Genomic DNA, 23,917 nt, shown 5'->3' on the forward strand with positions numbered 1-23,917 from the left:
CAACCGATGGCGCGCAATCGGTTTTGATAAAACGCGCGCATTAAACTAGAACGAGAGGCAGGATGAACATTCACCCTGCCTCTCTTGCTGTCCGGGCTTCGGCCTGTCCGCACGACTGCCCGTCGACCTGCGCGCTGGAGGTCGAGGTGCATGACGGCGCGCGCATCGGACGCGTGCGCGGCGCCGACGAGAATGCCTACACCGCCGGCGTCATCTGCGCGAAGGTCGCGCGCTATGCCGACCGCATCCATCATCCCGACCGGTTGACCAGGCCGCTGCGCCGGAAGGGTGCGAAAGGCGAGGGCGCATTTGAGCCGATCGGCTGGGACGACGCGCTCGACATAACCGCCGAGCAATTCCTGAAGGCGGAGGCGCGCTACGGCTCCGAGACCGTGTGGCCGTATTTCTATGCCGGCACCATGGGTCTTGTGATGCGCGACGGCATCAACCGGCTGCGCCACGCCAAGAAATATTCCGGCTTCCAGACCACGATCTGCGTCAACCCGGCCTGGACCGGGTTCATCGCCGGCACCGGCAGACTCGCAGGCGCCGATCCGCGCGAGATGGCAAAGTCCGACCTGATCGTGATCTGGGGCACCAATCCGGTGTCCACGCAGGTCAACGTGATGACGCATGCGACGCGGGCGCGCAAAGAGCGCGGCGCCAAGATCGTCGCCATCGACATCTACATGAACGGCACCATGGAGCAGGCCGACCTGCCGGTGCTGGTGAAGCCCGGCACCGACGGCGCGCTCGCCTGCGCGATCATGCATTGCCTGTTCCGCGATGGAGCGGCCGACTGGGATTATCTGAACCGCTACAGCGACGCACCGCGCGAACTGCAAGCGCATGTGAAGACGCGCACGCCGCAATGGGCGTCGGAAATCACCGGCTGTCCGGTCGAGACCATCGAGGAATTCGCGCGGCTGGTGAAGGAGAACAGGCGGGCGTTCTTCCGGCTCGGCTACGGCTTCTCGCGTTCGCGCAACGGCGCGGTCAACATGCACGCGGCGAGCTGCATTCCGGTGGTGACCGGCGCCTGGCAATACGAGGGCGGCGGCGCGTTCCACAATAACGGCGCGATCTATCACTGGAACAAGGACATGATCGAGGCGCCGGAGCTCACCGATCCGTCGGTGCGCATGCTCGATCAGTCGAAGATCGGCGCGATCCTCGACGGCGAACCCGATGCGCTGTTCGGCGGCCCGCCGGTGACGGCGCTGCTCATCCAGAACACCAATCCGGTCTCGGTCGCGCCCGACCAGAATGTGGTCAAGCGCGGGTTTGCGCGCGACGACCTGTTCACCTGCGTGCACGAGCAGTTCATGACCGAGACCGCGGCGATGGCCGACATCGTGCTGCCGGCGACCATGTTCATGGAGCACGACGACGTCTACCAGGCCGGCGGCAGCCAATACATCCTGCTCGGTCCGAAGCTGGTCGATGCGCCGGGCGAATGCCGCAGCAACCATGACGTCATCACCGGACTGGCGCAGCGGCTGGGCGTCACGCATCAAGGCTTCGATCTCACGCCGCGCGAGATCATCGACTGGACGCTGAAGAAGTCCGGCTGGGGCGATCTCGAAAAGCTGGAGCGCGAGCGCTGGATCGATTGCCAGCCGCCATTCGAGAAGGCGCATTATCTGGATGGCTTCAAATGGCCGGACGGCAAGTTCCGCTTCAAGCCGGACTGGCCGACGGTGCCGTTCAAGTCGCCCTGGACCGCGGGGCCGGTGGCGCAGATGCCGGTACTCCCGGATCACTGGGAGGTGACGGAGAGCGCGGATGCCGAGCATCCGTTCCGGCTCGCGACGTCGCCGGCGCGGCAGTTCCTCAACTCGACCTTCAACGAGACGCCGGTGTCGGTGAAGCGGGAAGGGCGGCCGACGCTGATGATGCATCCTGACGATGCCGCGGCTCATGGCATCGCCGATGGCGACAAGATCGCGGTGGGCAACAGGCGGGGCACCGTCAAGCTGCACGCGAAACTGTTCGAGGGCGTGCGGCGCGGCGTGGTGATTGCGGAATCGATCTGGCCGAATACGGCCTACGAAGACGGCTGCGGCATCAACTCGCTGACCGGCGCGGATTCGATCGCGCCCTATGGCGGCGCCGCGTTCCACGACAACAAGGTGTGGGTTCGTTTGTCGCAGGCCTGATTTGAGGCGCATCAATCCGCCACTGTGAGGAGCCAATAAAGGCACGGTTCATGACCCGGACAGTTTCCCCGAGGATCGATGACCGAAACCTCCGAGATCAAACCGCATAATATGTCTGTTCCGTCCAAACAGGACGGGTCATTCGCGTGGCATGCCGCGTCGGCCGAGGATTGTCTGCGCCGTCTGGATGCACAGGCCGACGGGCTGACATCGGCTGAAGCCGCCAGGCGGCTGGCGGCATTCGGGCGCAACCGGTTGCCGACCTCGAAGCCGCGCTCGGCGTTGATGCGCTTGCTGGCGCAATTCCACAATCTCCTGATCTACGTCCTCATGGCCGCCGGTGTCATGGCGGGGCTGCTCGGCCATTGGGTCGATGCCGCTGTCATCTTCGCTGTGGTGTTGCTGAACGCGGCAATCGGATTCGTGCAGGAGGGGCGCGCCGAACAGGCGCTCGACGCCATCCGCGCGATGATCATGGCGCACGCCTCCGTGCTGCGTGATGGAAATCGCACCACGGTCAGCGCCGAAGACATCGTCCCGGGCGACATCGTGCTGATCGAGGCCGGAGACCGTGTCCCGGCGGATATCCGGCTGATCCGTGCGCGCAATCTGACGGTGGAAGAGGCGATCCTGACCGGCGAGTCGGTCCCAGTGGAGAAAAGCGTGGCGCCAGTCGATGCCAATGCCACGCTGGGGGACCGGACGCCGATAGGCTATTCCGGCACGTTCGTTGCCGCAGGGCAGGGCCTCGGCGTAATCATTGCAACGGGATTGCAGACCGAACTCGGCCGCATCAGCGCCATGCTCGGCGCGGTCGAAACCCTGACCACGCCGCTGGTGCGGCAGATGGACCAGTTCGCGCGGCAACTGACCGCCGTCATCCTGGCGGTGTCCGCGATCATGTTCGTGTTCGCGGTTTACGTTCGCGGCTACGCCTGGGCCGACGCCTTCATGGCGATGGTGGGCCTCGCGGTCGCGGCCATTCCCGAAGGCCTGCCGGCGGTGATGACGATCACGCTGGCCATCGGCGTGCAGCGCATGGCGGCGCGCAACGCCATCATCCGCCAGTTGCCAGCGGTCGAGACGCTCGGCTCGGTGTCGATCATCTGCTCCGACAAGACCGGCACGCTCACGCGCAACGAGATGATGGTGCAATCGGTCGTCACCGCGTCCGGCGAAGTCGATGTGACCGGAAATGGCTATGAGCCAAAGGGCGCGTTCGCGCACGAGGGGAAGGAGATCGATCCGCAGGACGACATAGTCCTGAACGAACTCGCGCGCGCAGCCTTGCTGTGCAACGACGCGACGCTGCGCCGGGGCGAGAGCGCCTGGATCGTCGACGGCGATCCGATGGAAGGCGCGTTTGTCAGCTTCGCCGCCAAGGCCGGATACGACGTGCCGCTGACGCGCAAGCAATATCCGCGCACCGACGAAATTCCGTTCGATGCGCGCCATCGCTTCATGGCGACGTTGCATCACGGCCATGAGGGCGGCGCCGTCCTGTATCTCAAGGGTGCGCCGGAGAGCGTGATCGGCATGTGCAAGCGCGTGCTGGGCGCGCGGGGGACAGAGCCAGTCGACATTGACCAATGGCTCGCGCGGGTTGAGATGCTGGCGTCGCGCGGGCAGCGCGTACTCGCGCTGGCGATGAAAGCGATGCCGGACGGCAGTCGCGATCTCACCTTCAAGGATGTCGAGGACGGGCTCGTCCTGCTCGGCATCACTGGCCTGATCGATCCGCCGCGAGAGGAAGCGATCGCGGCGATCGGCGAATGCGTCAATGCCGGTATTTCCGTCAAAGTCATTACCGGAGACCACGCGGCCACAGCTCGCGCCATTGCCGGGCAACTCGGTCTGCCCAACCACCGCGCGGTGATGACCGGCGAGGTGCTCGAGCGTCTCGACGAGCTGCACTTTCGCGAGGCGGCGCGTAGTACCACGGTGTTTGCGCGCGCAACCCCCGAACACAAGCTGCATCTGGTCGAGGCGCTGCAGGCGGACGGCGCCGTCATTGCAATGACCGGAGACGGGGTCAACGATGCGCCTGCGCTCAAGCGCGCCGATGTCGGCATCGCGATGGGCCGCAAGGGCACGGAAGCGGCGAAGGAAGCGGCCGAAATCGTGCTCGCCGATGACAATTTCGCGTCGATCGTGGCTGCCGTGCGCGAAGGCCGCACGGTCTACGACAATCTGACCAAGGTGATCGGCTGGACGCTCCCCACCAATGGCGGCGAGGCCATGGCGATCGTCGTCGCGATCCTGTTCGGCGTTGCGCTGCCGATAACGCCGGTGCAGATCCTGTGGATCAACATGGTGACCGCGGTCGCGCTTGGGCTGACGCTCGCCTTCGAGCCTACCGAGCCGGATGCGATGCGGCGTCCGCCGCGTGCGCCCGGCCAGCCGTTTCTTTCGGGTCTGTTGATCTGGCGGGTGGCGCTCGTTTCGGTGCTGTTCGTGATCGGCGCCTTCGGCATGTTCTTCTGGGCCCAGGCGCGCGGTCTGCCGATCGAAGAAGCGCGCACCATCGTGGTCAATACGATCGTGGTGATGGAAATCTTCTATCTGTTCAGCGTGCGTTACCTGCATGCGACCTCGGTGACGTGGACCGGTATCCTTGGTACGCCCGCGGTCCTGATCGGCGTCGCGCTGGTGACGGTTGCCCAAATGGTATTCACCTATGCGCCGTTCATGCAGACGGTGTTCACCACGCGGCCGGTTTCATTTGCCGACGGTGTTTCCGTCGTGCTGATCGGCGCTGTCTTTTTAGGGATTCTGGAGATCGAAAAGCTGGTGCGGCGGCGCTTCCGGATTCTGCCCGACTAACATCGCGGGTGGCGCCGCGCCGAACGCAATTTTCCGACAGTTTCGTTCAAATCGTCCGCAGACCGTGCGTGCAGCCGTCCGCGGGGGCGCATCACGCGTCTTGCTTCAGCCGCATTTTCCGCGTTCGATTGCCATGCAATCTGACTTTGGTTCCTTCGCTTCCCGCTCCGCCTCGTCGCGACGTGATCGCTCGGATTCCCCAAAAGATTAGGTTGTGGCGCCGATGCGAAGGCGATGCGGGCGTCATCTTTGACTGACAGACCAGGAGACAGACGATGCCGAAGGGTACCGTCAAATGGTTCAACCCGACCAAAGGCTACGGGTTCATCCAGCCGAGTGGCGGCGACAAGGACGTGTTCGTGCACATTTCGGCTGTCGAGCGGGCAGGGCTCTCGACCCTGAACGAGGGACAGACCGTGGAGTTCGAACTCGTCACAAACCGCGGCAAGGCGTCCGCGGAAAATCTGAAGGTGGGTTAGTCTATCCGAAACGTGAGACGCTCTCGCCGACCTGTTGTGAAGCCCCGGGCCGTCCCCCGGGGTTTTTTAATGCGCCGTGATATGACCCGGTAGGTACGCCGCGTCGTCTGCATCGACCGGACCGTCGACCACGCACTCACCGCCGACCACGCGCACGCGATTCGCTGCCACGAGCTTCAGCGCCAGCGGATAGATCCGATGCTCGACGCTCAGAACGCGCGCGGCGAGCGTCGCTTCCGTCTCATCCGGCAGCACCGGAACTGCGCCCTGCGCGATGACGGGACCTGAATCCATTTCCGGCACGACAAAGTGGACGGTGGCGCCGTGCTCCGTCACACCGGCCTCGATGGCGCGCCGATGCGTATCAAGTCCCTTGAAGGCTGGCAGCAGCGCCGGATGGATATTCAGCATCCGGTTCGGCCATTGGCCGACGAACCACGCCATCAGCAGCCGCATGAAGCCGGCGAGGCAGACGATCTCGATGCGGTGCTGCAGCAGCACGTCCTGCAAGGCGCGCTCGAAGGCTTCCCGGTCCTTGCGGTAACGCGTGTGATCGACCACCGCGGTCGCGATGCCGGCGTCCGCCGCGCGCTGAAGTCCGGCCGCGTCCGGCCGGTTCGAAACGACGAGGCAGATCTGCGCAGGATAATGTTCGTCGCGGGCCGCTTCGATCAGCGCAGTCATGTTGGAGCCGCGACCCGAGATCAGAATGGCGGTCCGCTTGCGATCCATGGAGTTCTACAGCGACAGATCGAGCGTGCCGCGATAGCTCACGCGCTCGCCGCCATCGGCCGGCACCACGTCTCCGATCCGCATCGCCCGCTCGCCCTGGTCGCGCAACACAGAAAGCAACGCATCGGCCTTGTCCGACGCAACGATCGCGATCATGCCGATCCCGCAATTGAAGGTGCGCAGCATTTCCGGCACGGCGACGTCCCCGGTCTGCGCCAGCCAGCGGAAGACCGGCAGGGCGTCGACCGCGGACAGATCGACGGTCACGCCCAGCGATTTCGGCAGGGCGCGCGGGATATTGTCGGTAAATCCGCCGCCGGTGATATGCGCCAGCGCCTTCACCGCACCGGTCTGCCGGATCGCGGCAAGGCATGACTTCACGTAGAGCCGGGTCGGCGTCAGCAGCGCCTCGCCGAGACTTTTGCCCGGCTCGAACGGCGCCGGCGCCTCGAAGCCGAGCCCGGACCGCTCCACGATTTTTCGCACCAGCGAGAAGCCGTTGGAGTGGACACCCGACGAGGCGATCCCGACCAGGACATCGCCCGCGGCAATATCGGCGCGCGGCAGGATCGTCCCGCGCTCGGCCGCCCCGACCGCAAATCCGGCAAGATCGTAATCGCCGGGTTGATACAGTCCCGGCATCTCGGCGGTCTCCCCGCCGATCAGCGCACAGCCGGACAGCCGGCAGCCTTCCGCTATACCGGACACCACCTGCGCCCCGGTCTCGGGATCGAGCTTGGAGCAGGCGAAGTAATCGAGAAAGAACAGGGGTTCGGCGCCCTGGACGACCAGGTCATTGACCGACATCGCGACCAGATCGATCCCAATCGTGTCGTGCCGGCCGGTTTCGATCGCGATCTTGACCTTGGTGCCGACGCCGTCCGTTGCAGCGATGAGAACCGGATCCTTGAACCCGGCCCGGGCGAGATCGAACAGCCCGCCGAAGCCGCCGATTTCGGCATCTGCTCCCGGACGCGCGGTGGCGCGGACAAGCGGCTTGATCATGTCCACCATCCGGTTCCCGGCATCGATATCGACCCCGGCATCGCCATAGGTCAAACCGCGTTTCTCGCCGGACATGATGACTGAGCCCTCGTCACGCCGTTGCGGCGCGTCTGGCCGCGTGGTAGCGCGGAAATCGCATTAGGTGCAATGCCTTGTGCGCGGTTATACTCTATTGGCTGGCCGGCAGAACCGGCCGATTCTGCCGGGACTCTTACACCTTGAATCTGCCCAATCTGATTACCACCGCGCGCATTCTCTGCGTGCCCCTGATCGTATGGGCGATCACGGCCGGTCACATGTTGCCGGCCTTTCTGCTGTTTCTGGTGGCCGGGATCAGCGACGCGGTGGACGGTTTCCTCGCCAAGCGCTTCAACATGGCGACCGAGCTCGGGGCGCTTCTGGACCCGATCGCCGACAAGGCGTTGATCGTGTCGATCTACGTGGCGCTCGGCTTTACCGAGGCGGTGCCCCGCTGGCTGGTGATTCTTGTGGTGTCCCGGGACATCCTGATCGTGGGCGGCTTCCTCGTGGCGATGCTGATGGCCCGGCCGATGCCGGTCCGGCCGCATCCGGTGTCGAAGCTGAATACGGTGGCGCAGATCGTGCTGGCGGGCACGGTCCTGGGGTCGCTCGGGCTGAATTTCGACGCCGGCTGGGCCTTGCCCGCGCTGATCGGGCTTGTCACGATCTTGACCTTGCTTTCGATCGGCTTCTATGTCGCGGAATGGATCCGCCATTTCGGCACCAACGGGGCCGCGCATTAGCGGACAGGGCAGGGACGGCAATCGTATGAACACCATGACGACGGGTCCGGCCGATGGTCCGCCGCTACCGGTCACGCCGCTATCGTTGCGCCGCCAGCTCATCTTCTGGACCGGCGCACTGGTGGTTTTCGTCGCGCTGCTGTGGCTGCTCGGCGACGTGCTGCTGCCATTCGTGGCCGGCATGGTGCTCGCGTATCTGCTCGATCCGATCGTGCGCAAACTCCAGAAACTTGGGCTAAGCCGGCCGATCGCGTCGGTCCTGATCGTGGTGATTGCGATCGCGGTGATCGCGTTTGCGCTGATCACGCTGCTGCCGCTCCTCGGGGAGCAGATATCGGGCTTTATTCAGCGCCTGCCGGAATATGTCGAGCGCATCCGTCAGTTGATCCAGGAGCAAAGCAACGGCTGGCTGGGCCGGGTGATCGGCGAGCGGCTGCCCGATGCGGAAAAGCAATTGGGCGGCGTGGCCGCCGGCGCCGCGGGCTGGGCCGCGGGTTTTCTTGGATCGCTGGCTTCGGGCGGGAAGGCGCTGATTTCCGTCCTGTCCATTTTCGTGATCGCGCCGATCGTCGCCTTCTATCTCCTGCTCGACTGGGAGCGGATGATCGAAGCCGTCGATTCATGGGTGCCGGTGCCCTATCGCGAGACCGTGCGCGGCCTCGCGCGCGAAATGAATGCGGCTATTTCGGGCTTCGTTCGCGGCCAGGCGATCGTGTGCCTGATCCTCGGCACCTTCTATTCCATCGCGCTGATCGCGATCGGGCTTCACTTCGGATTGCTCGTCGGTATCGTCGCGGCGGTGCTCGGTTTCGCGCCCTATGTCGGCACCATCACCGGCTTCATGCTGGCGGTCGGCATTGCCATCGCGCAGTTCTGGCCGGACTGGACCATGCCGGCGCTCGCTGCCGCCATCTTCCTCACCGGGCAGTTCGTCGAGGGCAACATCCTGCAGCCGTTCCTTGTCGGCAAGGAGGTCGGATTGCATCCGGTCTGGCTGATGTTCGCGCTACTCGCCTTCGCCTATCTGTTCGGCTTTGTCGGATTGCTGGTGGCGGTGCCGACCGCGGCTGCGATCGGCGTGCTGGTGCGCTTCCTGCTGCGCCAATATCTTGCCAGCTCTTATTACACGGGCGGCCAGCCGGGCTGAGATGGCGTCTCCGCCGCGGCAGCTTGCCCTTGCGCTCGATCACGCCGAGAAGCTGTCGCGTGAGGATTTTCTGCCGGGGCCGTCGAACGAGGCGGCATTGTCCATGGTCGAGCGCTGGCCGGACTGGCCGTCGCATACGATCGCGATAACCGGCCCCGAGGGCAGCGGCAAAAGCCACCTCGCATCGATCTGGGCACAGAATTCCGGCGCACGGGTGCTGTCGGCCCGCGCCCTGAACACCGCGATGCTACCTGAGGCGCTGACGACCGGTGCGCTGGTCCTCGAGAATTGCGGCGAAGGTGCGCTCGACGAGCGCGCGTTTTTTCATCTGCTCAATCTGGTGCGCGAGCAGGAGGCCCATCTTCTCCTGACCGCACGATCGGCTCCGGTGCTGTGGGGCGTGGCGCTGCCTGATCTGGAATCGCGGCTACGCGCGGTGCCAGCCATCGCCCTGTCGATGCCCGACGATGCGCTGCTGCGTGCGGTGACGGTGAAACTGTTCGCGGACCGGCAGCTTGCGGTCGACGAGAATCTGGTGACGTACCTGCTGGCCCGGGTTGGCCGGTCTTTCGCGGCGTTGCAGGAGGCGGTGCGGACGCTCGACCGCGAAGCACTGCAACGCAAAAGACCGGTGAACCGTGCACTGGCCTCCGAATTGTTTCGGGACGGCCCGGCGTAAAGCGTCGGTTCGGACTTGTCCCGCCGGGGATTGAGGTCAATTCTCCGGTGTCCGTCACGGGCTGGTCACGAATTTGTCGTACGGTCTGACTTTCTGGAACAATACCATGCAAGATCGTGCCGAAGCCGTTGTTTTAAAAGAAGAAAGTTCGGGGGCTGGGCGGTCTCAGGAGACCCGTCAGCCGAACCTGATGGACAGCCCGGAACGCTTCATCAACCGCGAATTATCGTGGCTGCATTTCAACCGGCGGGTTCTAGACGAGTCCGCGAACCCGAACCATCCGCTGCTGGAGAGGCTGCGGTTCCTGTCGATCTCCGCGAACAATCTCGACGAATTCTTCATGGTGCGCGTGGCCGCGCTCAAGGGTCAGGTGCGCGAAGGCGTCACCGATCGTTCCCCAGACGGATTGACCCCGTCCGAGCAACTGGCCCGGATTGCCGAAGTGGTCGCAGTGCTGGCGAGTGACCAGCAGGCGCGGTGGCGCGAACTTCGCGCTGCGCTTGGCACGAACGATATCGTCATTGTCGACGCGCAAGGCGTGACCAAGCAGGAACATGACTGGCTGGAAGAGCAATTCCTGTCCGCCATTTTTCCGGTGCTGACCCCGCTCGCCATCGATCCGGCGCATCCGTTTCCGTTCATTCCCAATCTGGGCTTCACGCTCGCGTTGCAATTGTCGCGCATCAGCGACGGCAAGGCGATGAATGCGCTCATCCGCGTGCCGCACAAGATCGAACGTTTCGTGCATCTGCCGCGCGGCGCCGACGGCGCGCGTCGCCTGATCATGCTCGAACAGGTCGCGTGCCTGTATATCGGCCAGTTGTTCCCCGGCTATGCGATGAACGGGGTCGGCGCCTTTCGTGTGATCCGCGATTCCGAAATCGAAATCGAGGAAGAATCCGAAGATCTGGTTCGCTCGTTCGAGAGCGTGCTGAAGCGGCGCCGCCGCGGTTCGGTGATCCGCCTCGAACTCGAACAGGCAATGCCCGAAGACCTCCGCCGGTTCGTGCGACGGGCGATGGCGGTGAGCGAAGACGAGACATTTCTCGTCGACGGCATGCTTGCGCTCAACGACCTGAAGGAAGTGGTGTCGATCGATCGTCCCGACCTTTTGTTCGCGCCCTACAATCCCCGCTTTCCGGAACGCATTCGCGATCATGGCGGCGACTGCTTCGCGGCGATCCGCCAGAAGGACTTCGTGGTCCAGCATCCCTATGAATCGTTCGACGTCGTGGTGCAGTTCCTGCAGCAGGCGGCGCGCGATCCGGACGTGATCGCGATCAAGCAGACGCTGTACCGGACCTCGGCGGAATCGCCGATCGTCAAGGCGCTGGCGGAAGCGGCGGAAGCCGGAAAGTCCGTCACCGCGCTGGTCGAACTGAAGGCGCGTTTCGACGAAGAGGCCAATATCCGCTGGGCGCGCGATCTCGAACGCGCGGGCGTGCAGGTGGTGTTCGGCTTCATCGAACTGAAGACCCACGGCAAGCTCTCGCTTGTGGTGCGGCGCGAGAGCGGCAAGCTCGCGACTTATGTCCATGTCGCGACCGGCAATTATCATCCGATCACGGCGCGCATCTATACCGACCTGTCCTATTTCACTGATGACCCGGTGATCGCGCGCGACGCAGGACGCATCTTCAACTTCATCACCGGCTACGCCGAGCCTGCCGAACTCGAAGTGATGGCGGTGTCGCCGGTGTCACTGCGCAAGCGGCTGGTCGAACACATCGATGCCGAGATCGAGCATGCCAAGGCTGGGCGGCCCGCGGCGATCTGGCTGAAAATGAACTCGCTGGTCGATCCGGGGATTATTGACAAGCTGTATCAGGCCTCGCAGGCCGGAGTTTCCATCGACATCGTGGTCCGTGGTATTTGCTGCCTGCGGCCGGAACTTCCGGGCCTCTCGGACAATATCCGGGTCAAGTCGATCGTCGGCCGGTTCCTCGAACATTCGCGCATCTATTGCTTCGGCGCCGGACACGGCCTGCCGCATCCGAAGGCGGTCGTTTACATCTCGTCGGCCGACATGATGCCGCGCAATCTGGACCGCCGGGTCGAGGTTTTGTGCCCGATTACCAATCCGACCGTCCACGAGCAGGTGCTCGACCAGATCATGGTGGTTAATTTCAACGATAACGAACAAAGCTGGAAAGTCTTGCCTGACGGCACCGCAACCCGCATAAGGCCCGCGAAAGGCGAGGAGCCTTTCAACGCGCAGAATTACTTCATGACCAATCCGAGCCTGTCGGGACGTGGGAAATCGCTCAAAGAATCAACGCCGCGCCGCCTCAGCCGCCGTCAGGACCGCAGATAGCGGGCGCATCGATTCAATCGGCACCAAGAGCCGCAAAACCGGGCGCAAACCGTCAGGATCAAGTGTCGGGAAAGCGATGCCGCCGGAGGCAGCGCAGGGCCGCCTCGATCACGGGCCTGCGGTGGCAGTCATCGATATCGGTTCCAACTCGGTGCGCCTCGTGGTCTATGAGGGCCAGACGCGCAGTCCGACGCCGATTTTCAACGAGAAGGTCCTCGCCGGGCTCGGCCGCGAAGTTCAGTCCACCGGTCTTCTCGCGCCCGACGCCGTGACCGAGGCTTTGCTGGCGCTGCGGCGCTTCCGCGCGCTGTGCGACAACCTTCAGGTCGGCCACGTCTTCGGTATTGCGACCGCCGCCTGCCGGGACGCAGAAAACGGACCCGCCTTCATTGCGGAGGCCCAGCGCATCTGCCGGGTCAAGATCGATGTTCTGTCCGGCCGCCGCGAAGCGGAACTGGCCGCGCTCGGTGTGGTGTCTGGCATTTATGAGCCGGATGGAATTGCCGGAGACCTTGGCGGCGGATCGCTGGAACTCATCGATGTGCGTGGCAGCAAGATTCGGCGCGGCGTCACCGTTCCGCTGGGCGGTCTGACGCTGAAAGATGCCGCCGACCAGTCGCTGAAGCGCGCCGACCGGATTGCCGACAAGGAATTGTCGGATGTGCCGTTCCTGAAGGCGGGCAAGGGCCGCACTTTCTACGCCGTCGGGGGTGCCTGGCGCTCGCTGGCCAGTCTGCACATGGCGCAAACCGGTTATCCGCTCCACGTCATGCATGGCTATACGCTGCAGGCGCGCGAGGCGCTCGAATTCTGCGAACTGGTTCAGCGCGTCGATCCCGAGACGCTGTCGAATATCGAAGTGGTATCGGCGGCGCGCCGTCCGCTCCTGGGCTACGCCGCGGTGGTACTCGGCCGGCTGATCCGCAAGATCCGGCCTGAGACCGTGGTGATCTCGGCGCTCGGCGTGCGCGAGGGGCTGCTTTATTCGATGCTGAGCGAGCGCGAACGCAAGAAGGATGCGCTGATCGCCGCCGCCCGAAATCTCAATCTGCTGCGTTCGCGCTCGCCGCAACATGGCGAGCAACTGGTGGACTGGACCGACCGCCTGATGGATTCGAGCGGCATCGACGAGAGTGCTGCGGAACGAAGATTGCGCCATGCCGCGTGCCTGGTGGCGGATGTGGGATGGCGGACCCATCCGGACTATCGCGGCGAACAGTCGCTGAACTTGATCGCGCATGCCGATTTCGTGTCGCTCGACCATGCCGGCCGCGCCTATCTCGCGCTGGCGGTCTATTTCCGGCATGTCGGGGTCACGCATGACGACGATCTGTCGCCGCGGCTGCGCGAACTTGCGTCGACACGCATGCTGGATCGCGCGCGCATCCTGGGCGCGGCCATGCGCGTCGCCTACATGGTCTCTGCTTCGATGCCGGGGGTGCTGCCGAAGACTCCGCTCCGCGTCGAGCGCGGTAAGCTGGTGCTGCGCCTGCCCGGCGCGCAGGCGGCGCTGAACGGCGAGCGCGTCATGAACCGCATGCGAACTCTGGCGCGGCTGATCGGACGCGAAGCGGTTGTGATGGAGGAATAGGGCGGCGTCAGGCCAGGTGAAATTCGACGGCAACCTGGCCGCTGCCGCTCGAAGGGAAATACTCGCAGAGTTGTTCGGCCTTGCCCTTGAACCCGTCCCAGCCGAGCGCGCCGAACAGCATCACGGTATCGACCATCAGCGCTTCACCGCTGCACTTGCGGGTATAATCCGGAAGCATCGCACAGAATTCCGCGAACCGTCCCTCGCGCCATAATTCCAGAACGCGCAGATCCATTTGCCGGTTGAACTCGGTCGAGATCCTGTTCCAGGCGTCCGGTCCGAGCTTGGAATTTTCGAACAGCTGATGCGACAGCGAGCCGCTCGCTAGGATCGCGGCCTTGTGGCCGGAGCGCGTGATGGCACGATGCACGGCGGCACCGAACCGGCGATTCTCGTCGACGGAGGCGAAGACCGGAGAGGCGATCGGCACCACCGACATCGCCTTGTCGCCATTCATGTAATGCATCGGGACGATGGTGCCGTATTCGACCGGCATGGTCTTGACCCGATGCGCCAGCGCCAGCGGCCCGTCCTTTGCGGTCTCCTCGGCAATGAGATCGGCCAGATCGGGATTGCCCGGGAAGTCATAGGTCACGTCGTTGATCATGTGCGGCGCTTCGGGGCTCGTATAAGTGCCGCGATGCCAGACATTGGCGTTGATGTGGAAGCCGAAATTCGAAATCCAGTGGGTGTCGAAGACGACGAAGGTATCGGCCCCGCGCTCCCGCGCGCGCTGGCCGATCAGCTTCAGGGCGTTGATCGGGCCGTCGCGCGTGCCTTTCAGCGGTTCGATATGCTCGGAGAGCATGAGCGAGGGCACATGCGTGATCTTGGCAGCCAGAACCAGTTCGCCCATGTGGCGGCGCTCCCCGAAGGCAAATTTCGCGGGAGCTTAGGAAGCGTGGTCGCCCACACTCTTGCGCTAGGTCAAAGGCAGACGATGAGAACGCGGTGGGCCGCGTTCAGGACGAAGTGCTGGCTTTGTCCGGAACCTGCGTGAGGAAAAAAACGAATTCCTCCGCGGCCTCCTCCAGCGCGGTGTAGCGGCCGGATTTGCCGCCGTGGCCGGCACCCATATTGGTCTTGAGCAGGAGGATATTGTCGTCGGTCCGGGTGGCACGAAGCTTCGCCACCCACTTGGCCGGCTCCCAATAGGTGACGCGCGGATCGTTCAGTCCGGCGGTGACCAGCATGGCCGGGCAGGCTTGCGCGCGCACATTGTCGTAGGGGCTGTAGCTCAGGATGTATTCGAACGCCGCCTTGTCGGTGATCGGATTGCCCCATTCCGACCATTCACCGGGGGTGAGCGGCAGCGTGTCGTCGAGCATGGTGTTCAGCACGTCGACGAACGGCACATGCGCGGCAATGGCGCCGTAGAGCTCCGGCGCTTCGTTGACGATCGCGCCCATCAATTCGCCGCCCGCAGAGCCGCCGGCTGCGGTGACGCGGCCCTCCGAGGCGAAGCCCTGGGCCACCAGATAGCGGGTCACGTCGACGAAATCGTTGAAGGTATTGGTGCGCTTGAACAGCTTGCCGTCGAGATACCACTGGTATCCGAGATCGTCGCCGCCACGGATATGCGCGATCGCGCAGGCAAAGCCGCGATCGAGCAGCGACAGCCGGTTGGTCGAGAAGCCGGGCGGAATGGCGTGTCCGTAGGCGCCATAGCCATAGACATGCAGGCGGCCCTTGCCGTTCTTGATGAAGTCGCGGCGATAGACCACCGACACCGGCACCATGACGCCGTCGCGGGCGGGCGCCACCAGCCGCTCGGTGACATATTGAGACGCGTCGTACCCGCTCGGGATTTCGCGGACCTTCAATATCTCCAGCCGGCCATCGGCGAGGTGATAGTCATAGACCGTGTTGGGCGTGACCATCGATTGATAGTTGAGGCGCAGCCGGTCGACCTCGTATTCGCGATTGCCGCCGAGGCCGGCGACATAGCTCGCCTCCGGGAAGCCGATGTAATGCTCGGCGCCGTCGGCATAGTCGCGCAGCCGGATTTGCGACAGGCCGTCGATGCGCTCCTCGATCACCATGAGATTGCGGAAAGTGGTGAGGCCGAGGATGTAATGTCGGTCGCTGCCGGCGATGATTTCGCTCCATCGCCCGGGAGCGGAGACCGGCGCGGTCACCACGCGGAAGTTCAGATGGTTGTCGTTGGTGCGGATGTAGAGGACGCCTTCGCGCTCATCGAGATCGTAAAGCCGATCGGTGACGCGCGGCGAGACCAGCACGGGCTCCGAAGAGAAGTCGGAAAGCGGGACGAGATAGATTTCGTTGGTGGAGTGATCGCCGGTCGAGAACGTCGCGAAGCGCCGCGATTGCGTGCGGCCGAGACTCACGCCGAATTTCGGATCGTGCTCGCGATAGATTTCCCGGTCGGCGCTCTGCGGATCGCCGAGCCGGTGGTGCCACACCGCTTTCGACCGCCAGTTCTCGTCCGCATCGGTATACAGGAAGCTTTTTGAATCCGCGGCCCAGATCAGCCCGTAACGCCAGTTCTCGATCACGTCAGGCAGGTCCGCGCCGGTCGCAAGCTCTCGCACCTTGAGCACGAAACGCTCCGACCCGTCGGTGTCGACCGCATAGGCCAGGAGCCGCCCGTCCGGGCTGACCGCATGACCGCCGAGCCGGAAATAATCGTGGCCGGCAGCCAGAGCCGGTTCGTCGAGGACGACGTCGTCACGGCCGCCGGTGATGCTGCGGCGATACCATTTCGGATATTCGGCGCCGGAGTCGTAGGCGTACCAGTAAAGCCAGTCGCCATCCTGTTGCGGCACGCTCGAATCGTCGTCCTTGATGCGCCCCTTCATCTCCGCGACGATGGTATCGAGCAGGGCGCGATGCGGTGTCATCGCGGCTTCGAAGTAAGCGTTCTCCGCGTTGAGATAGCCGAGAATGTCGGCGTCCTTGACCTCGGGATAGCCGGGGTCGCGGAGCCAGGCATAGGGATCTTCGACGGTGATGCCGTGATGGGTGACGGCGTGCGGCACGCGCTTGGCGACGGGGGGCGTATTGGTCATCTGATTGCGCCTGTCGCTACCGCTCGATCGCCGAGACTCGACCCTTCTCGATCGCGAGCGCAAGCTTGCCGGACTTCAACGCGAGCGCCTTCTCGCCGAACAATTCCCGGCGCCAGCCGCGCAGCGCCGGAATATCGGCGTGATCGTCGCCTGCGATGCGTTCGAGATCGTCGACGGTCGCGATCACCTTGGCGGCAACGGCGTGTTTCTCGGCGGTCATGCGCAGCAGGACCTTGAGCAATTCGACGATTGCCGACCCGTTCTGCATCGGCTTGACCCGCTCGATCGACGGCAGCGTCTTCGGGTCGCGCTCGAGTCCGCGCTTCACCACGTCCGGGATTTCGAGGCCCCAGCGCGAGCGTTCGAAGCCCTTCGGCAGGGAGCGGAGCGAGGACAGCCGCTCGATCGTGGTCGGCGCCTGGATCGCAATGTCGGCGACGAGATCGTCCTTCAGCACGCGGCCGCGCGGCACGTCGCGCGCCTTGGCTTCGCGTTCACGCCATGCCGCAACCTCGATCAGGACCGCCAGCTCCTTCGGCTTGCGCACCCGGGTGCGCAGCCGCTGCCAGGCGTTGTCCGGATCCATGCGGTAGGTTTCGGGCGAGGTCAGGACGCTCATCTCCTCGCTCAGCCATTCGGTGCGACCGCGCTTTTCGAGGTCGCCCTTGAGCTTGCGATAGACGTCGCGCAAATGGGTCACGTCGGAGATCGCGTATTCGACCTGCGACTTGCTCAACGGGCGGCGGGTCCAGTCGGTGAAGCGTGAGGATTTGTCGAGGGTATCGCCGGTGATGCGCTGCACCAACTGGTCGTAGGACACTGAATCGCCGTGACCCAGCACCATGGCTGCGATCTGGGTATCGAAGATCGGATTGGGGATCAGGTTGGCGCGATGCCAGACGATTTCGATATCCTGGCGGGCGGCGTGGAAAACCTTCACCACCTTCTCATTGCCCATCAGGTCGAAGAATGGCTGCAAGTCGATGCCGGGGGCCAGCGCATCCACCACCACGGCTTCGTCCGAACTCGCAAGCTGCGCGACGCAGAGCTGCGGATAATAGGTCGACTCGCGCAGGAATTCGGTATCGACGGTGACAAAGGGATGCGCGGCGAGACGTTCGCAGGCATCGACGAGATCATTGGTGGTTGTAATCAAATCCATGGTGCGTGGATCAACCTCGCACGCGTGGCATCATGATGAATTCCCAGGGGCTGGGCATGGCCTCGACCGGCATGTCGATCAGGGTCGGGCCGCCTCTGCGCTTGAAGCCGCGCTTGAGCGCGGCGCGCAACTCCGCCGGTGTCTCGACGCGTTCCGCTGCTGCGCCGAAGGCCTCGGCGAATTTCACGAAATCCGGATTGGTCAGGTCGCTGGCGATCGTGCGCCCGCCATACCATTCCTGCTGAATGAGCTTCACATTTCCGAACGACTTGTTGTTGAAAACGACGCTGACCAGCGGGATCTTGTGGCGGACTGCGGAGGCCATCTCGTTTGCGGTGTAGAGAAAGCCGCCGTCGCCGGAAATCGACAGCACCGGCTTGTCGCGCATCGCGTCTTGGACGCCGAGCGCGGTGGCAAATCCCCAGCCGAGATTGTCCTGATAGCCCGGCGAGATGAAGGTGCGGGGCTTGTAGACCGGCATCGCAAGTCTTGCGGCAAAGCCGATCTGCGTCACTTCGTCGACGAAAATGCCGTCCTCCGGCAATTCGGCGCGGATCGCGTCGAGAATGGCCATCTGCGGCACCAGCTTGGCCATGCGCTTTGCAAGCCTGGCCTGGCGTTCTTCCATTTCCGCCTTGCGCGACTTCCGCTTGGCATTGTGTGCGGGCAGGGCGGCGAGCAATTTGCGCAGCACCGGTGCGGAGTCGCCCAGCAGCGCGACATCGGGCTTGCCGGCGCGCTCGGGCTCGTCCGGATCGGCCTCGACCCGGATCACCTTCAGGTCCTTGTCCGAACCCCAGACGGTCAGCTGCTGAAGCAGGCGGGTGCCGATCCCGATCACCACGTCGACCTCGCGCCACATGTCGTGCGCCAGCGGTAGGGTGATCGAGAGCGGATCGCGGCTGTCGAGGATGCCGCGGCCGCGCCGATAACCCAGCACCGGCGCCTGCAGCATGGCCGACAGGCGCTGCACCTCCTTGGAGGCCTCCTGCGCGCCGCCGCCGCAGACGATCATCGGGTTTTTCGCCGCTCCCAGGAGCTTGGCCGCAGCAGTGATGGCATCGTCGTCGATCGGCGGCTCGAAGGCTGCGAGTGGGGCGTGGTCGATCACTGGCTCGCTGCGGCCCCAGACATCCATCGCGCATTCCAGCGCGGCCGGACCCGGCCGATCCGCAAACATGGACTGGACCGCTTGAGCGACCATGCGCGGGGCATCGGCGGCGCGGGGAATGCGGGCCGAATGATCCACCAGCCGCTCGATGATGCCGGCCTGGTCGCGGATTTCGTGCAACTGGCCGAGATCGCGGCGGATGGTGCTCTGTGGGATCTGGCCGATCAGGGCCAGCACCGGGGCATTCATCGAATAGGCGGTCAGAAGCGCCGCCCCGGTATTCAGGAGCCCCGGTCCCGGGACCACGCAATAGGTCTGCGGCTTGCCGGTCGCGAGCGCCGCGCCCAGCGCCATATAGGCGCAACCCTGCTCATGGCGGGTATGAACCACCCGCACCCGGTTTCCGGCCTTGTAGAGGGCGTCGAAGAAATGGTCGTTATGGACCCCCGGCAGCGCGTAAACGGTATCGATCCCGTGTCCGAGCAAGGCATTGACCACGGCCTGCCCGGTGGTCATCCGGACGGCCTGAGCGCTGGACTTGCCGTTCGCGGCGGCCTTTTTCGATTGTTTTGGCATTGATTCCGTCGACGATGTTTCCACCCCCAGAATGCAGATCGAGGCGGCTCTGTCGAGGCATTCCCTTGCCTTGACAAAGCACGACCCCCATGCGCTTTTCCCGCGCTTCCAGCCCACTTTTTACGAATCCGCCCAGCGAAAGACCCGCCATGCATCGTTATCGCTCCCACACCTGCGGTGCTCTCCGCGAGAGCGACATCGGCGCCGAAGTGCGCCTGTCTGGGTGGGTCCACCGGGTCCGCGACCATGGCGGGGTGCTGTTCATCGATCTGCGCGACCATTACGGGCTGACCCAGGTCGTCGCCGATCCCGACAGCCCCGCCTTCAAGGACGCCGAAAAGCTGCGCTCCGAATGGGTGGTGCGGGTGGACGGCAAGGTCCGCAAGCGGCCGGCCGGGACCGAGAATCCGGACCTGCCCACCGGCATGGTCGAGGTATTCGCGACCGAGATCGAGGTGCTGGGCCCGGCGGGCGAACTGCCGATGCCGGTGTTCGGCGACCAGGAATATCCGGAGGATATTCGCCTCCGTTACCGCTTCCTCGATCTGCGCCGCGAGCGACTGCACGCCAACATCATGAAGCGCGGCGCGATCATCGATTCGATCCGCAGCCGGATGAAGGCGGGTGGCTTCTTCGAATTCCAGACCCCGATCCTGACCGCATCATCGCCGGAAGGCGCGCGCGACTATCTCGTGCCCTCGCGCATCCATCCCGGCAAGTTCTACGCGCTGCCGCAGGCGCCACAGCAATTCAAACAGCTGATCATGGTGTCGGGCTTCGACCGCTATTTCCAGATCGCGGCCTGTTTCCGCGACGAGGATGCGCGCGCCGATCGTTCGCCCGGCGAGTTCTACCAGCTCGATATAGAGATGAGCTTCGTCACCCAGGACGATGTCTTCAATGCGGTCGAACCGGTGCTGCGCGGCGTGTTCGAGGAATTCGGCGGCGGCAAGCCGGTGACGCAGAAATTTCCGCACATCGCCTATGCCGATGCGATGCGGCTCTACGGTTCGGACAAGCCGGACCTGCGCAACCCGATCAAGATGGCGAATGTCACCGACGCGTTCCGCGGTTCGGGCTTCAAGATTTTCGCCAACATGATCGCGAACGATCCCACGGTCGAAGTGTGGGCGATCCCGGCGAAGACCGGCGGTAACCGTGCTTTCGCGGATCGGATGAATTCCTGGGCGCAAAGCGAGGGCCAGCCGGGCCTCGGTTATATCTTCTGGCGTGAAGGCGAGGAGGGCGGAGCCGGTCCGCTCGCCAAAAATATTGGTCCGGAACGTACCAAGCAGATTGCGGATCAGCTTTCGCTTGGCGTCGGCGATGCCTGCTTCTTCGTCGCCGGCAAGCCTAAGGACTTCGCCAAATTCGCCGGGCTTGCGCGCACCCGCGTCGGCGAAGAGCTGAAGCTGATTGACACCGATCGTTTCGAGTTCTGCTGGATCGTCGACTTCCCGATGTATGAATGGAGCGAGGAAGAGAAGAAGATCGACTTCTCACACAATCCGTTCTCGATGCCGAACATGCCGGTCGAGGAATTCCTGGCGCTCGATCCGAACGATCACGAGAAGATCCTCGGCATGAAGGCATTCCAGTACGACATCGTCTGCAACGGCACCGAGCTCTCTTCGGGTGCGATCCGGAACCATCGTCCCGATGTGATGAGGAAGGCGTTCGCGCTCGCCGGCTATGACGAGAGCGTGCTGGAAGCGAAGTTCGGCGGCATGCTGCGCGCGCTCTCGCTCGGCGCACCTCCGCATGGCGGCATCGCGCCCGGCATCGATCGCATCGTCATGTTGCTTTGCGGGGAGGACAATCTCCGCGAGGTGGTGCTGTTCCCAATGAACCAGCGCGCAGAGGATCTGTTGATGGGCGCGCCGTCCGAGGTAACGCCGAAGCAGCTCAAGGAGCTGCACATCCGGTTGAATTTGCCGCAGAAATAACTCGCGTCAGCCGCGTGCGGCTTGCGGGATGCGGCTTTCGAGTGCCGCGAGGTCGTCCGGCTCCGGCAACGACCGTCGGCCGGCGCGCAGGATCATGTCGAGATGGCGGCGGATGTGCTTGCGCTGTTGCTCGTCGGCCAGCGCGTCAAGGTCGCTCAGCCGCTCGGCGAGGCGGATCAGCACAGCGGCGCTGCCGTCGCCATATTGCCGGAGCATGTTGAAGCTGGCGTCGAGCAGGCCGTCGAAATGCGAGTTCGGCATGATCAGCCGCAACCGGCCTTCCTCGTCGCACCATTGCTCCTGCGGCGCGCCCCGCTCCATGATCCGCGCAAGGGAGAGAGACAGGCGGTCGATCGTCACCAGCGCCGTATAGGGATCGTTGACGCCCGGCGACAACGCGCGCACCCCGATCTCGACCATCTGCCGGATCGAGAATTCCAGGTCCTGCACGGGTGTCCGCTCGCTGCCCACGATGAGCCCGCCCTCGACCTCTTTCATGAATGATCCGGTCGCGGCCTCCGCCGGCCAGACACGTCCGGCCGCGATCCCGGCGATCATCAAATGACCGGATCGCGCGCTGAGTTCGATCACGGCGTCCGCCTCGCAGGCCGTCTTCACGATGCGCGCGTGATCGACGGCCTGAATGTAACCCTCGCATTTGAGGATCAGTTCGCGTCCCGGTCCCGCAGGCCGCGCCGCGTCGGAGGGCGCGCCGTCATCCTTCCGGGGAAGCAGCCTGCGCGCGCCGCCGTCGATCTCGGCGCCGACATCGTCGATCACATTGTCGGCGATGATCGAGCGGGCCAGATGGTGGACGAACAGCAGCAGGACGATGATGCTCAGAAGCACGAGCGTCGTGCCGATGGTCACCGCCAGATTGGGCACGCTGTCGCCATAGACGCTGCGCATCACCAGCACGAGATAGACCACCGTTGCCACGAACAGACCGAGCATGATCTGGGTGCGCAGGTCGCTCATGAAGAGGCGAATCAGGCGCGGCCCGAGTTGCTGCGCGGCCAGTGTCAGCACGACCATCGTGATGGAAATTGCGAGCGTCGCCAGCGTGATCGTGGCGGTCACCAGATTGGACAGGAAGCCCGGCGCGTCCTTGGCCTCGCCGCTATACAGAAACCAGACCGGGTCCTTTCCGACTTCGATCGAAATTCCGGTTGCGGAAACGGCCGCCACGGCTGCGATCGCCATCATGGCGAGCGGGAGGGCCCAAAGGCTGGTGCGGACATTTTCCCAGATCGTCAAGAGGCGCGGCAGCATGGTATCTCTCCCGCTGAATCGCAGCGTCCCAACTAACATTCGCATTCGCGGGATAAGTTCCATAGAAAGTTCGTGGGCGCCCCATTGCGTCGGGACGCCGGAGGAATTCTGAATGCCGTCCGTGATGTCCAACCTGTCCGATGACCTCAAGAATCAGGCGCTCGCCTATCACCGCTTTCCGAAGCCCGGAAAGCTGGAGATCGCCGCCACCAAGCCGCTCGGTACCCAGCACGATCTGGCGCTGGCCTATTCGCCGGGCGTCGCCGCGGCCTGCGAGGCGATCGCCGCCGATCCTCGGGAGGCCGCCGAACTCACCGCCCGGCAGAATCTGGTGGCCGTGATTTCCAACGGCAGCGCGGTGCTGGGCCTCGGAAATATCGGGCCGCTGGCTTCGAAGCCGGTGATGGAAGGCAAGGCGGTCCTGTTCAAGAAATTTGCCGGCATCGATGTGTTCGACATCGAGATCGATGCGCCGGACGTCGCGCGCATGGTCGACGTGGTGTCGGCGCTGGAGCCGACCTTCGGCGGCATCAACCTGGAGGACATCAAGGCGCCGGAATGCTTCGACGTCGAAGCGCAGCTGAAAGAGCAGATGAAAATCCCGGTCTTTCACGACGACCAGCACGGCACCGCCATCATCGTCGCGGCCGCCGTGACGAACGCGCTCTATCTGGCGAAAAAGAAAATCGGCGACGTGAAGATCGTTGCGTCCGGCGCCGGCGCCGCGGCGCTGGCCTGTCTCAATCTGCTGGTCGAACTCGGCGCCAGGCGCGAGAACATCTTCATCTCCGACATCGAAGGCGTGGTCTACAAGGGCCGTCCCAAGCTGATGGACCGCTGGAAAGACGTTTACGCGCAGGACACCGATGCGCGGACGCTCGGCGACATCATTGGCGGCGCCGATATCTTCCTCGGCGTATCGGCGGGCGGTGTGCTGAAGCCAGACATGGTCAAGCGCATGGCCGACCGGCCTCTCATCATGGCGCTCGCCAATCCGACCCCGGAAATCATGCCGGACGAGGCGAGGGCGGTGCGGCCCGATGCCATGATCTGTACCGGACGCTCGGACTATCCGAACCAGGTCAACAACGTCCTGTGTTTCCCCTACATCTTCCGTGGCGCGCTGGA

Annotated in this window: 17 protein-coding genes; 10 read left to right on the plus strand and 7 right to left on the minus strand. The window is 64.0% G+C overall.

The genetic code is table 11. From position 1 onward, the window contains the following. Positions 1–62: 62 nt before the first annotated feature. From AC5I5I_RS15960 to AC5I5I_RS15970, 3 genes are all read left to right on the plus strand, one after another. Positions 63–2,159 (plus strand): molybdopterin-containing oxidoreductase family protein, encoded by a 2,097-nt coding sequence (locus tag AC5I5I_RS15960; RefSeq protein WP_495974749.1) that lies wholly within the window; start codon positions 63–65, stop codon positions 2,157–2,159. Positions 2,160–2,237: 78 nt separating this feature from the next. After that, positions 2,238–4,982 carry a cation-transporting P-type ATPase gene (locus AC5I5I_RS15965; RefSeq protein WP_495974751.1) on the plus strand — a complete coding sequence of 915 codons (2,745 nt, stop codon included), beginning with the start codon at positions 2,238–2,240 and terminating at the stop codon, positions 4,980–4,982. A 275-nt stretch (positions 4,983–5,257) separates the two neighbouring features. After that, positions 5,258–5,461, plus strand: a complete 204-nt coding sequence (locus tag AC5I5I_RS15970; RefSeq protein ID WP_495765319.1) for a cold-shock protein — start codon at positions 5,258–5,260, stop codon at positions 5,459–5,461. 66 nt (positions 5,462–5,527) lie between these two features. Here AC5I5I_RS15970 and purN read toward each other — a convergent pair whose 3' ends face one another. Further along, positions 5,528–6,193, minus strand: a complete 666-nt coding sequence (gene purN, locus AC5I5I_RS15975; protein ID WP_495974753.1) for a phosphoribosylglycinamide formyltransferase — start codon at positions 6,191–6,193, stop codon at positions 5,528–5,530. A 6-nt stretch (positions 6,194–6,199) separates the two neighbouring features. Beyond that, positions 6,200–7,273, minus strand: a complete 1,074-nt coding sequence (gene purM / locus AC5I5I_RS15980; protein ID WP_495974755.1) for a phosphoribosylformylglycinamidine cyclo-ligase — start codon at positions 7,271–7,273, stop codon at positions 6,200–6,202. Positions 7,274–7,416: 143 nt separating this feature from the next. Here purM and AC5I5I_RS15985 point away from each other — a divergent pair, with 143 nt between their 5' ends. The 5 genes from AC5I5I_RS15985 (at position 7,417) to ppx (ending at position 13,693) form a co-directional block, all read left to right on the plus strand. Further along, entirely contained in the window at positions 7,417–7,962 is a 546-nt protein-coding gene (locus AC5I5I_RS15985; protein WP_495974757.1) for a CDP-alcohol phosphatidyltransferase family protein, read from the plus strand. Positions 7,963–7,996: 34 nt separating this feature from the next. After that, on the plus strand, positions 7,997–9,109 hold the full coding sequence (locus AC5I5I_RS15990) for an AI-2E family transporter (protein ID WP_495974759.1): 1,113 nt from the start codon (positions 7,997–7,999) through the stop codon (positions 9,107–9,109). A gap of 1 nt (position 9,110) precedes the next feature. Then, entirely contained in the window at positions 9,111–9,788 is a 678-nt protein-coding gene (locus AC5I5I_RS15995) for a P-loop NTPase family protein (protein ID WP_495974761.1), read from the plus strand. Between the two features lie 106 nt (positions 9,789–9,894). Next, entirely contained in the window at positions 9,895–12,102 is a 2,208-nt protein-coding gene (locus tag AC5I5I_RS16000) for an RNA degradosome polyphosphate kinase (protein ID WP_495974763.1), read from the plus strand. Between the two features lie 76 nt (positions 12,103–12,178). Further along, positions 12,179–13,693 carry an exopolyphosphatase gene (ppx, locus tag AC5I5I_RS16005; RefSeq protein WP_495974765.1) on the plus strand — a complete coding sequence of 505 codons (1,515 nt, stop codon included), beginning with the start codon at positions 12,179–12,181 and terminating at the stop codon, positions 13,691–13,693. A gap of 7 nt (positions 13,694–13,700) precedes the next feature. Here ppx and hpaD read toward each other — a convergent pair whose 3' ends face one another. From hpaD to AC5I5I_RS16025, 4 genes are all read right to left on the minus strand, one after another. Then, a complete protein-coding gene (gene hpaD, locus AC5I5I_RS16010) occupies positions 13,701–14,549 on the minus strand; it encodes a 3,4-dihydroxyphenylacetate 2,3-dioxygenase (RefSeq protein WP_495974767.1) in 849 nt (282 codons plus the stop codon). Positions 14,550–14,655: 106 nt separating this feature from the next. Then, entirely contained in the window at positions 14,656–16,722 is a 2,067-nt protein-coding gene (locus AC5I5I_RS16015) for a S9 family peptidase (RefSeq protein WP_495974769.1), read from the minus strand. 16 nt (positions 16,723–16,738) lie between these two features. Next, the gene (rnd, locus tag AC5I5I_RS16020) at positions 16,739–17,884 is read right to left on the minus strand and encodes a ribonuclease D (protein WP_495974771.1); all 1,146 of its coding nucleotides are present in this window, start codon (positions 17,882–17,884) and stop codon (positions 16,739–16,741) included. 10 nt (positions 17,885–17,894) lie between these two features. Beyond that, positions 17,895–19,571 carry a thiamine pyrophosphate-dependent enzyme gene (locus AC5I5I_RS16025; protein ID WP_495974773.1) on the minus strand — a complete coding sequence of 559 codons (1,677 nt, stop codon included), beginning with the start codon at positions 19,569–19,571 and terminating at the stop codon, positions 17,895–17,897. Between the two features lie 149 nt (positions 19,572–19,720). Between AC5I5I_RS16025 and aspS the strand changes: the two genes are divergently transcribed. After that, positions 19,721–21,517, plus strand: a complete 1,797-nt coding sequence (gene aspS, locus AC5I5I_RS16030; protein ID WP_495974775.1) for an aspartate--tRNA ligase — start codon at positions 19,721–19,723, stop codon at positions 21,515–21,517. Positions 21,518–21,523: 6 nt separating this feature from the next. On the opposite strand, the gene AC5I5I_RS16035 is transcribed toward aspS, so the two are convergent. Further along, the gene (locus AC5I5I_RS16035; RefSeq protein WP_495974777.1) at positions 21,524–22,789 is read right to left on the minus strand and encodes a DUF2254 domain-containing protein; all 1,266 of its coding nucleotides are present in this window, start codon (positions 22,787–22,789) and stop codon (positions 21,524–21,526) included. A 112-nt stretch (positions 22,790–22,901) separates the two neighbouring features. Between AC5I5I_RS16035 and AC5I5I_RS16040 the strand changes: the two genes are divergently transcribed. Beyond that, positions 22,902–23,917, plus strand: a 1,016-nt coding sequence (locus tag AC5I5I_RS16040; RefSeq protein WP_495974779.1) for a malic enzyme-like NAD(P)-binding protein, incomplete at its 3' end; no start/stop codon positions are given.

Source organism: Pseudorhodoplanes sp. (assembly GCF_059499825.1).

Bases quoted from the DNA above. Each gene is read 5' to 3' on its own strand.
- AC5I5I_RS15960 (WP_495974749.1), top strand. From the start codon at position 63: ATGAACATTCACCCTGCCTCTCTTGCTGTCCGGGCTTCGGCCTGTCCG.
- AC5I5I_RS15965 (WP_495974751.1), top strand. From the start codon at position 2,238: ATGACCGAAACCTCCGAGATCAAACCGCATAATATGTCTGTTCCGTCC.
- AC5I5I_RS15970 (WP_495765319.1), top strand. From the start codon at position 5,258: ATGCCGAAGGGTACCGTCAAATGGTTCAACCCGACCAAAGGCTACGGG.
- purN (WP_495974753.1), bottom strand. From the start codon at position 6,193: ATGGATCGCAAGCGGACCGCCATTCTGATCTCGGGTCGCGGCTCCAAC.
- purM (WP_495974755.1), bottom strand. From the start codon at position 7,273: ATGTCCGGCGAGAAACGCGGTTTGACCTATGGCGATGCCGGGGTCGAT.
- AC5I5I_RS15990 (WP_495974759.1), top strand. From the start codon at position 7,997: ATGACGACGGGTCCGGCCGATGGTCCGCCGCTACCGGTCACGCCGCTA.
- AC5I5I_RS15995 (WP_495974761.1), top strand. From the start codon at position 9,111: ATGGCGTCTCCGCCGCGGCAGCTTGCCCTTGCGCTCGATCACGCCGAG.
- AC5I5I_RS16000 (WP_495974763.1), top strand. From the start codon at position 9,895: ATGCAAGATCGTGCCGAAGCCGTTGTTTTAAAAGAAGAAAGTTCGGGG.
- ppx (WP_495974765.1), top strand. From the start codon at position 12,179: ATGCCGCCGGAGGCAGCGCAGGGCCGCCTCGATCACGGGCCTGCGGTG.
- hpaD (WP_495974767.1), bottom strand. From the start codon at position 14,549: ATGGGCGAACTGGTTCTGGCTGCCAAGATCACGCATGTGCCCTCGCTC.
- AC5I5I_RS16015 (WP_495974769.1), bottom strand. From the start codon at position 16,722: ATGACCAATACGCCCCCCGTCGCCAAGCGCGTGCCGCACGCCGTCACC.
- rnd (WP_495974771.1), bottom strand. From the start codon at position 17,884: ATGGATTTGATTACAACCACCAATGATCTCGTCGATGCCTGCGAACGT.
- AC5I5I_RS16025 (WP_495974773.1), bottom strand. From the start codon at position 19,571: ATGCCAAAACAATCGAAAAAGGCCGCCGCGAACGGCAAGTCCAGCGCT.
- aspS (WP_495974775.1), top strand. From the start codon at position 19,721: ATGCATCGTTATCGCTCCCACACCTGCGGTGCTCTCCGCGAGAGCGAC.
- AC5I5I_RS16035 (WP_495974777.1), bottom strand. From the start codon at position 22,789: ATGCTGCCGCGCCTCTTGACGATCTGGGAAAATGTCCGCACCAGCCTT.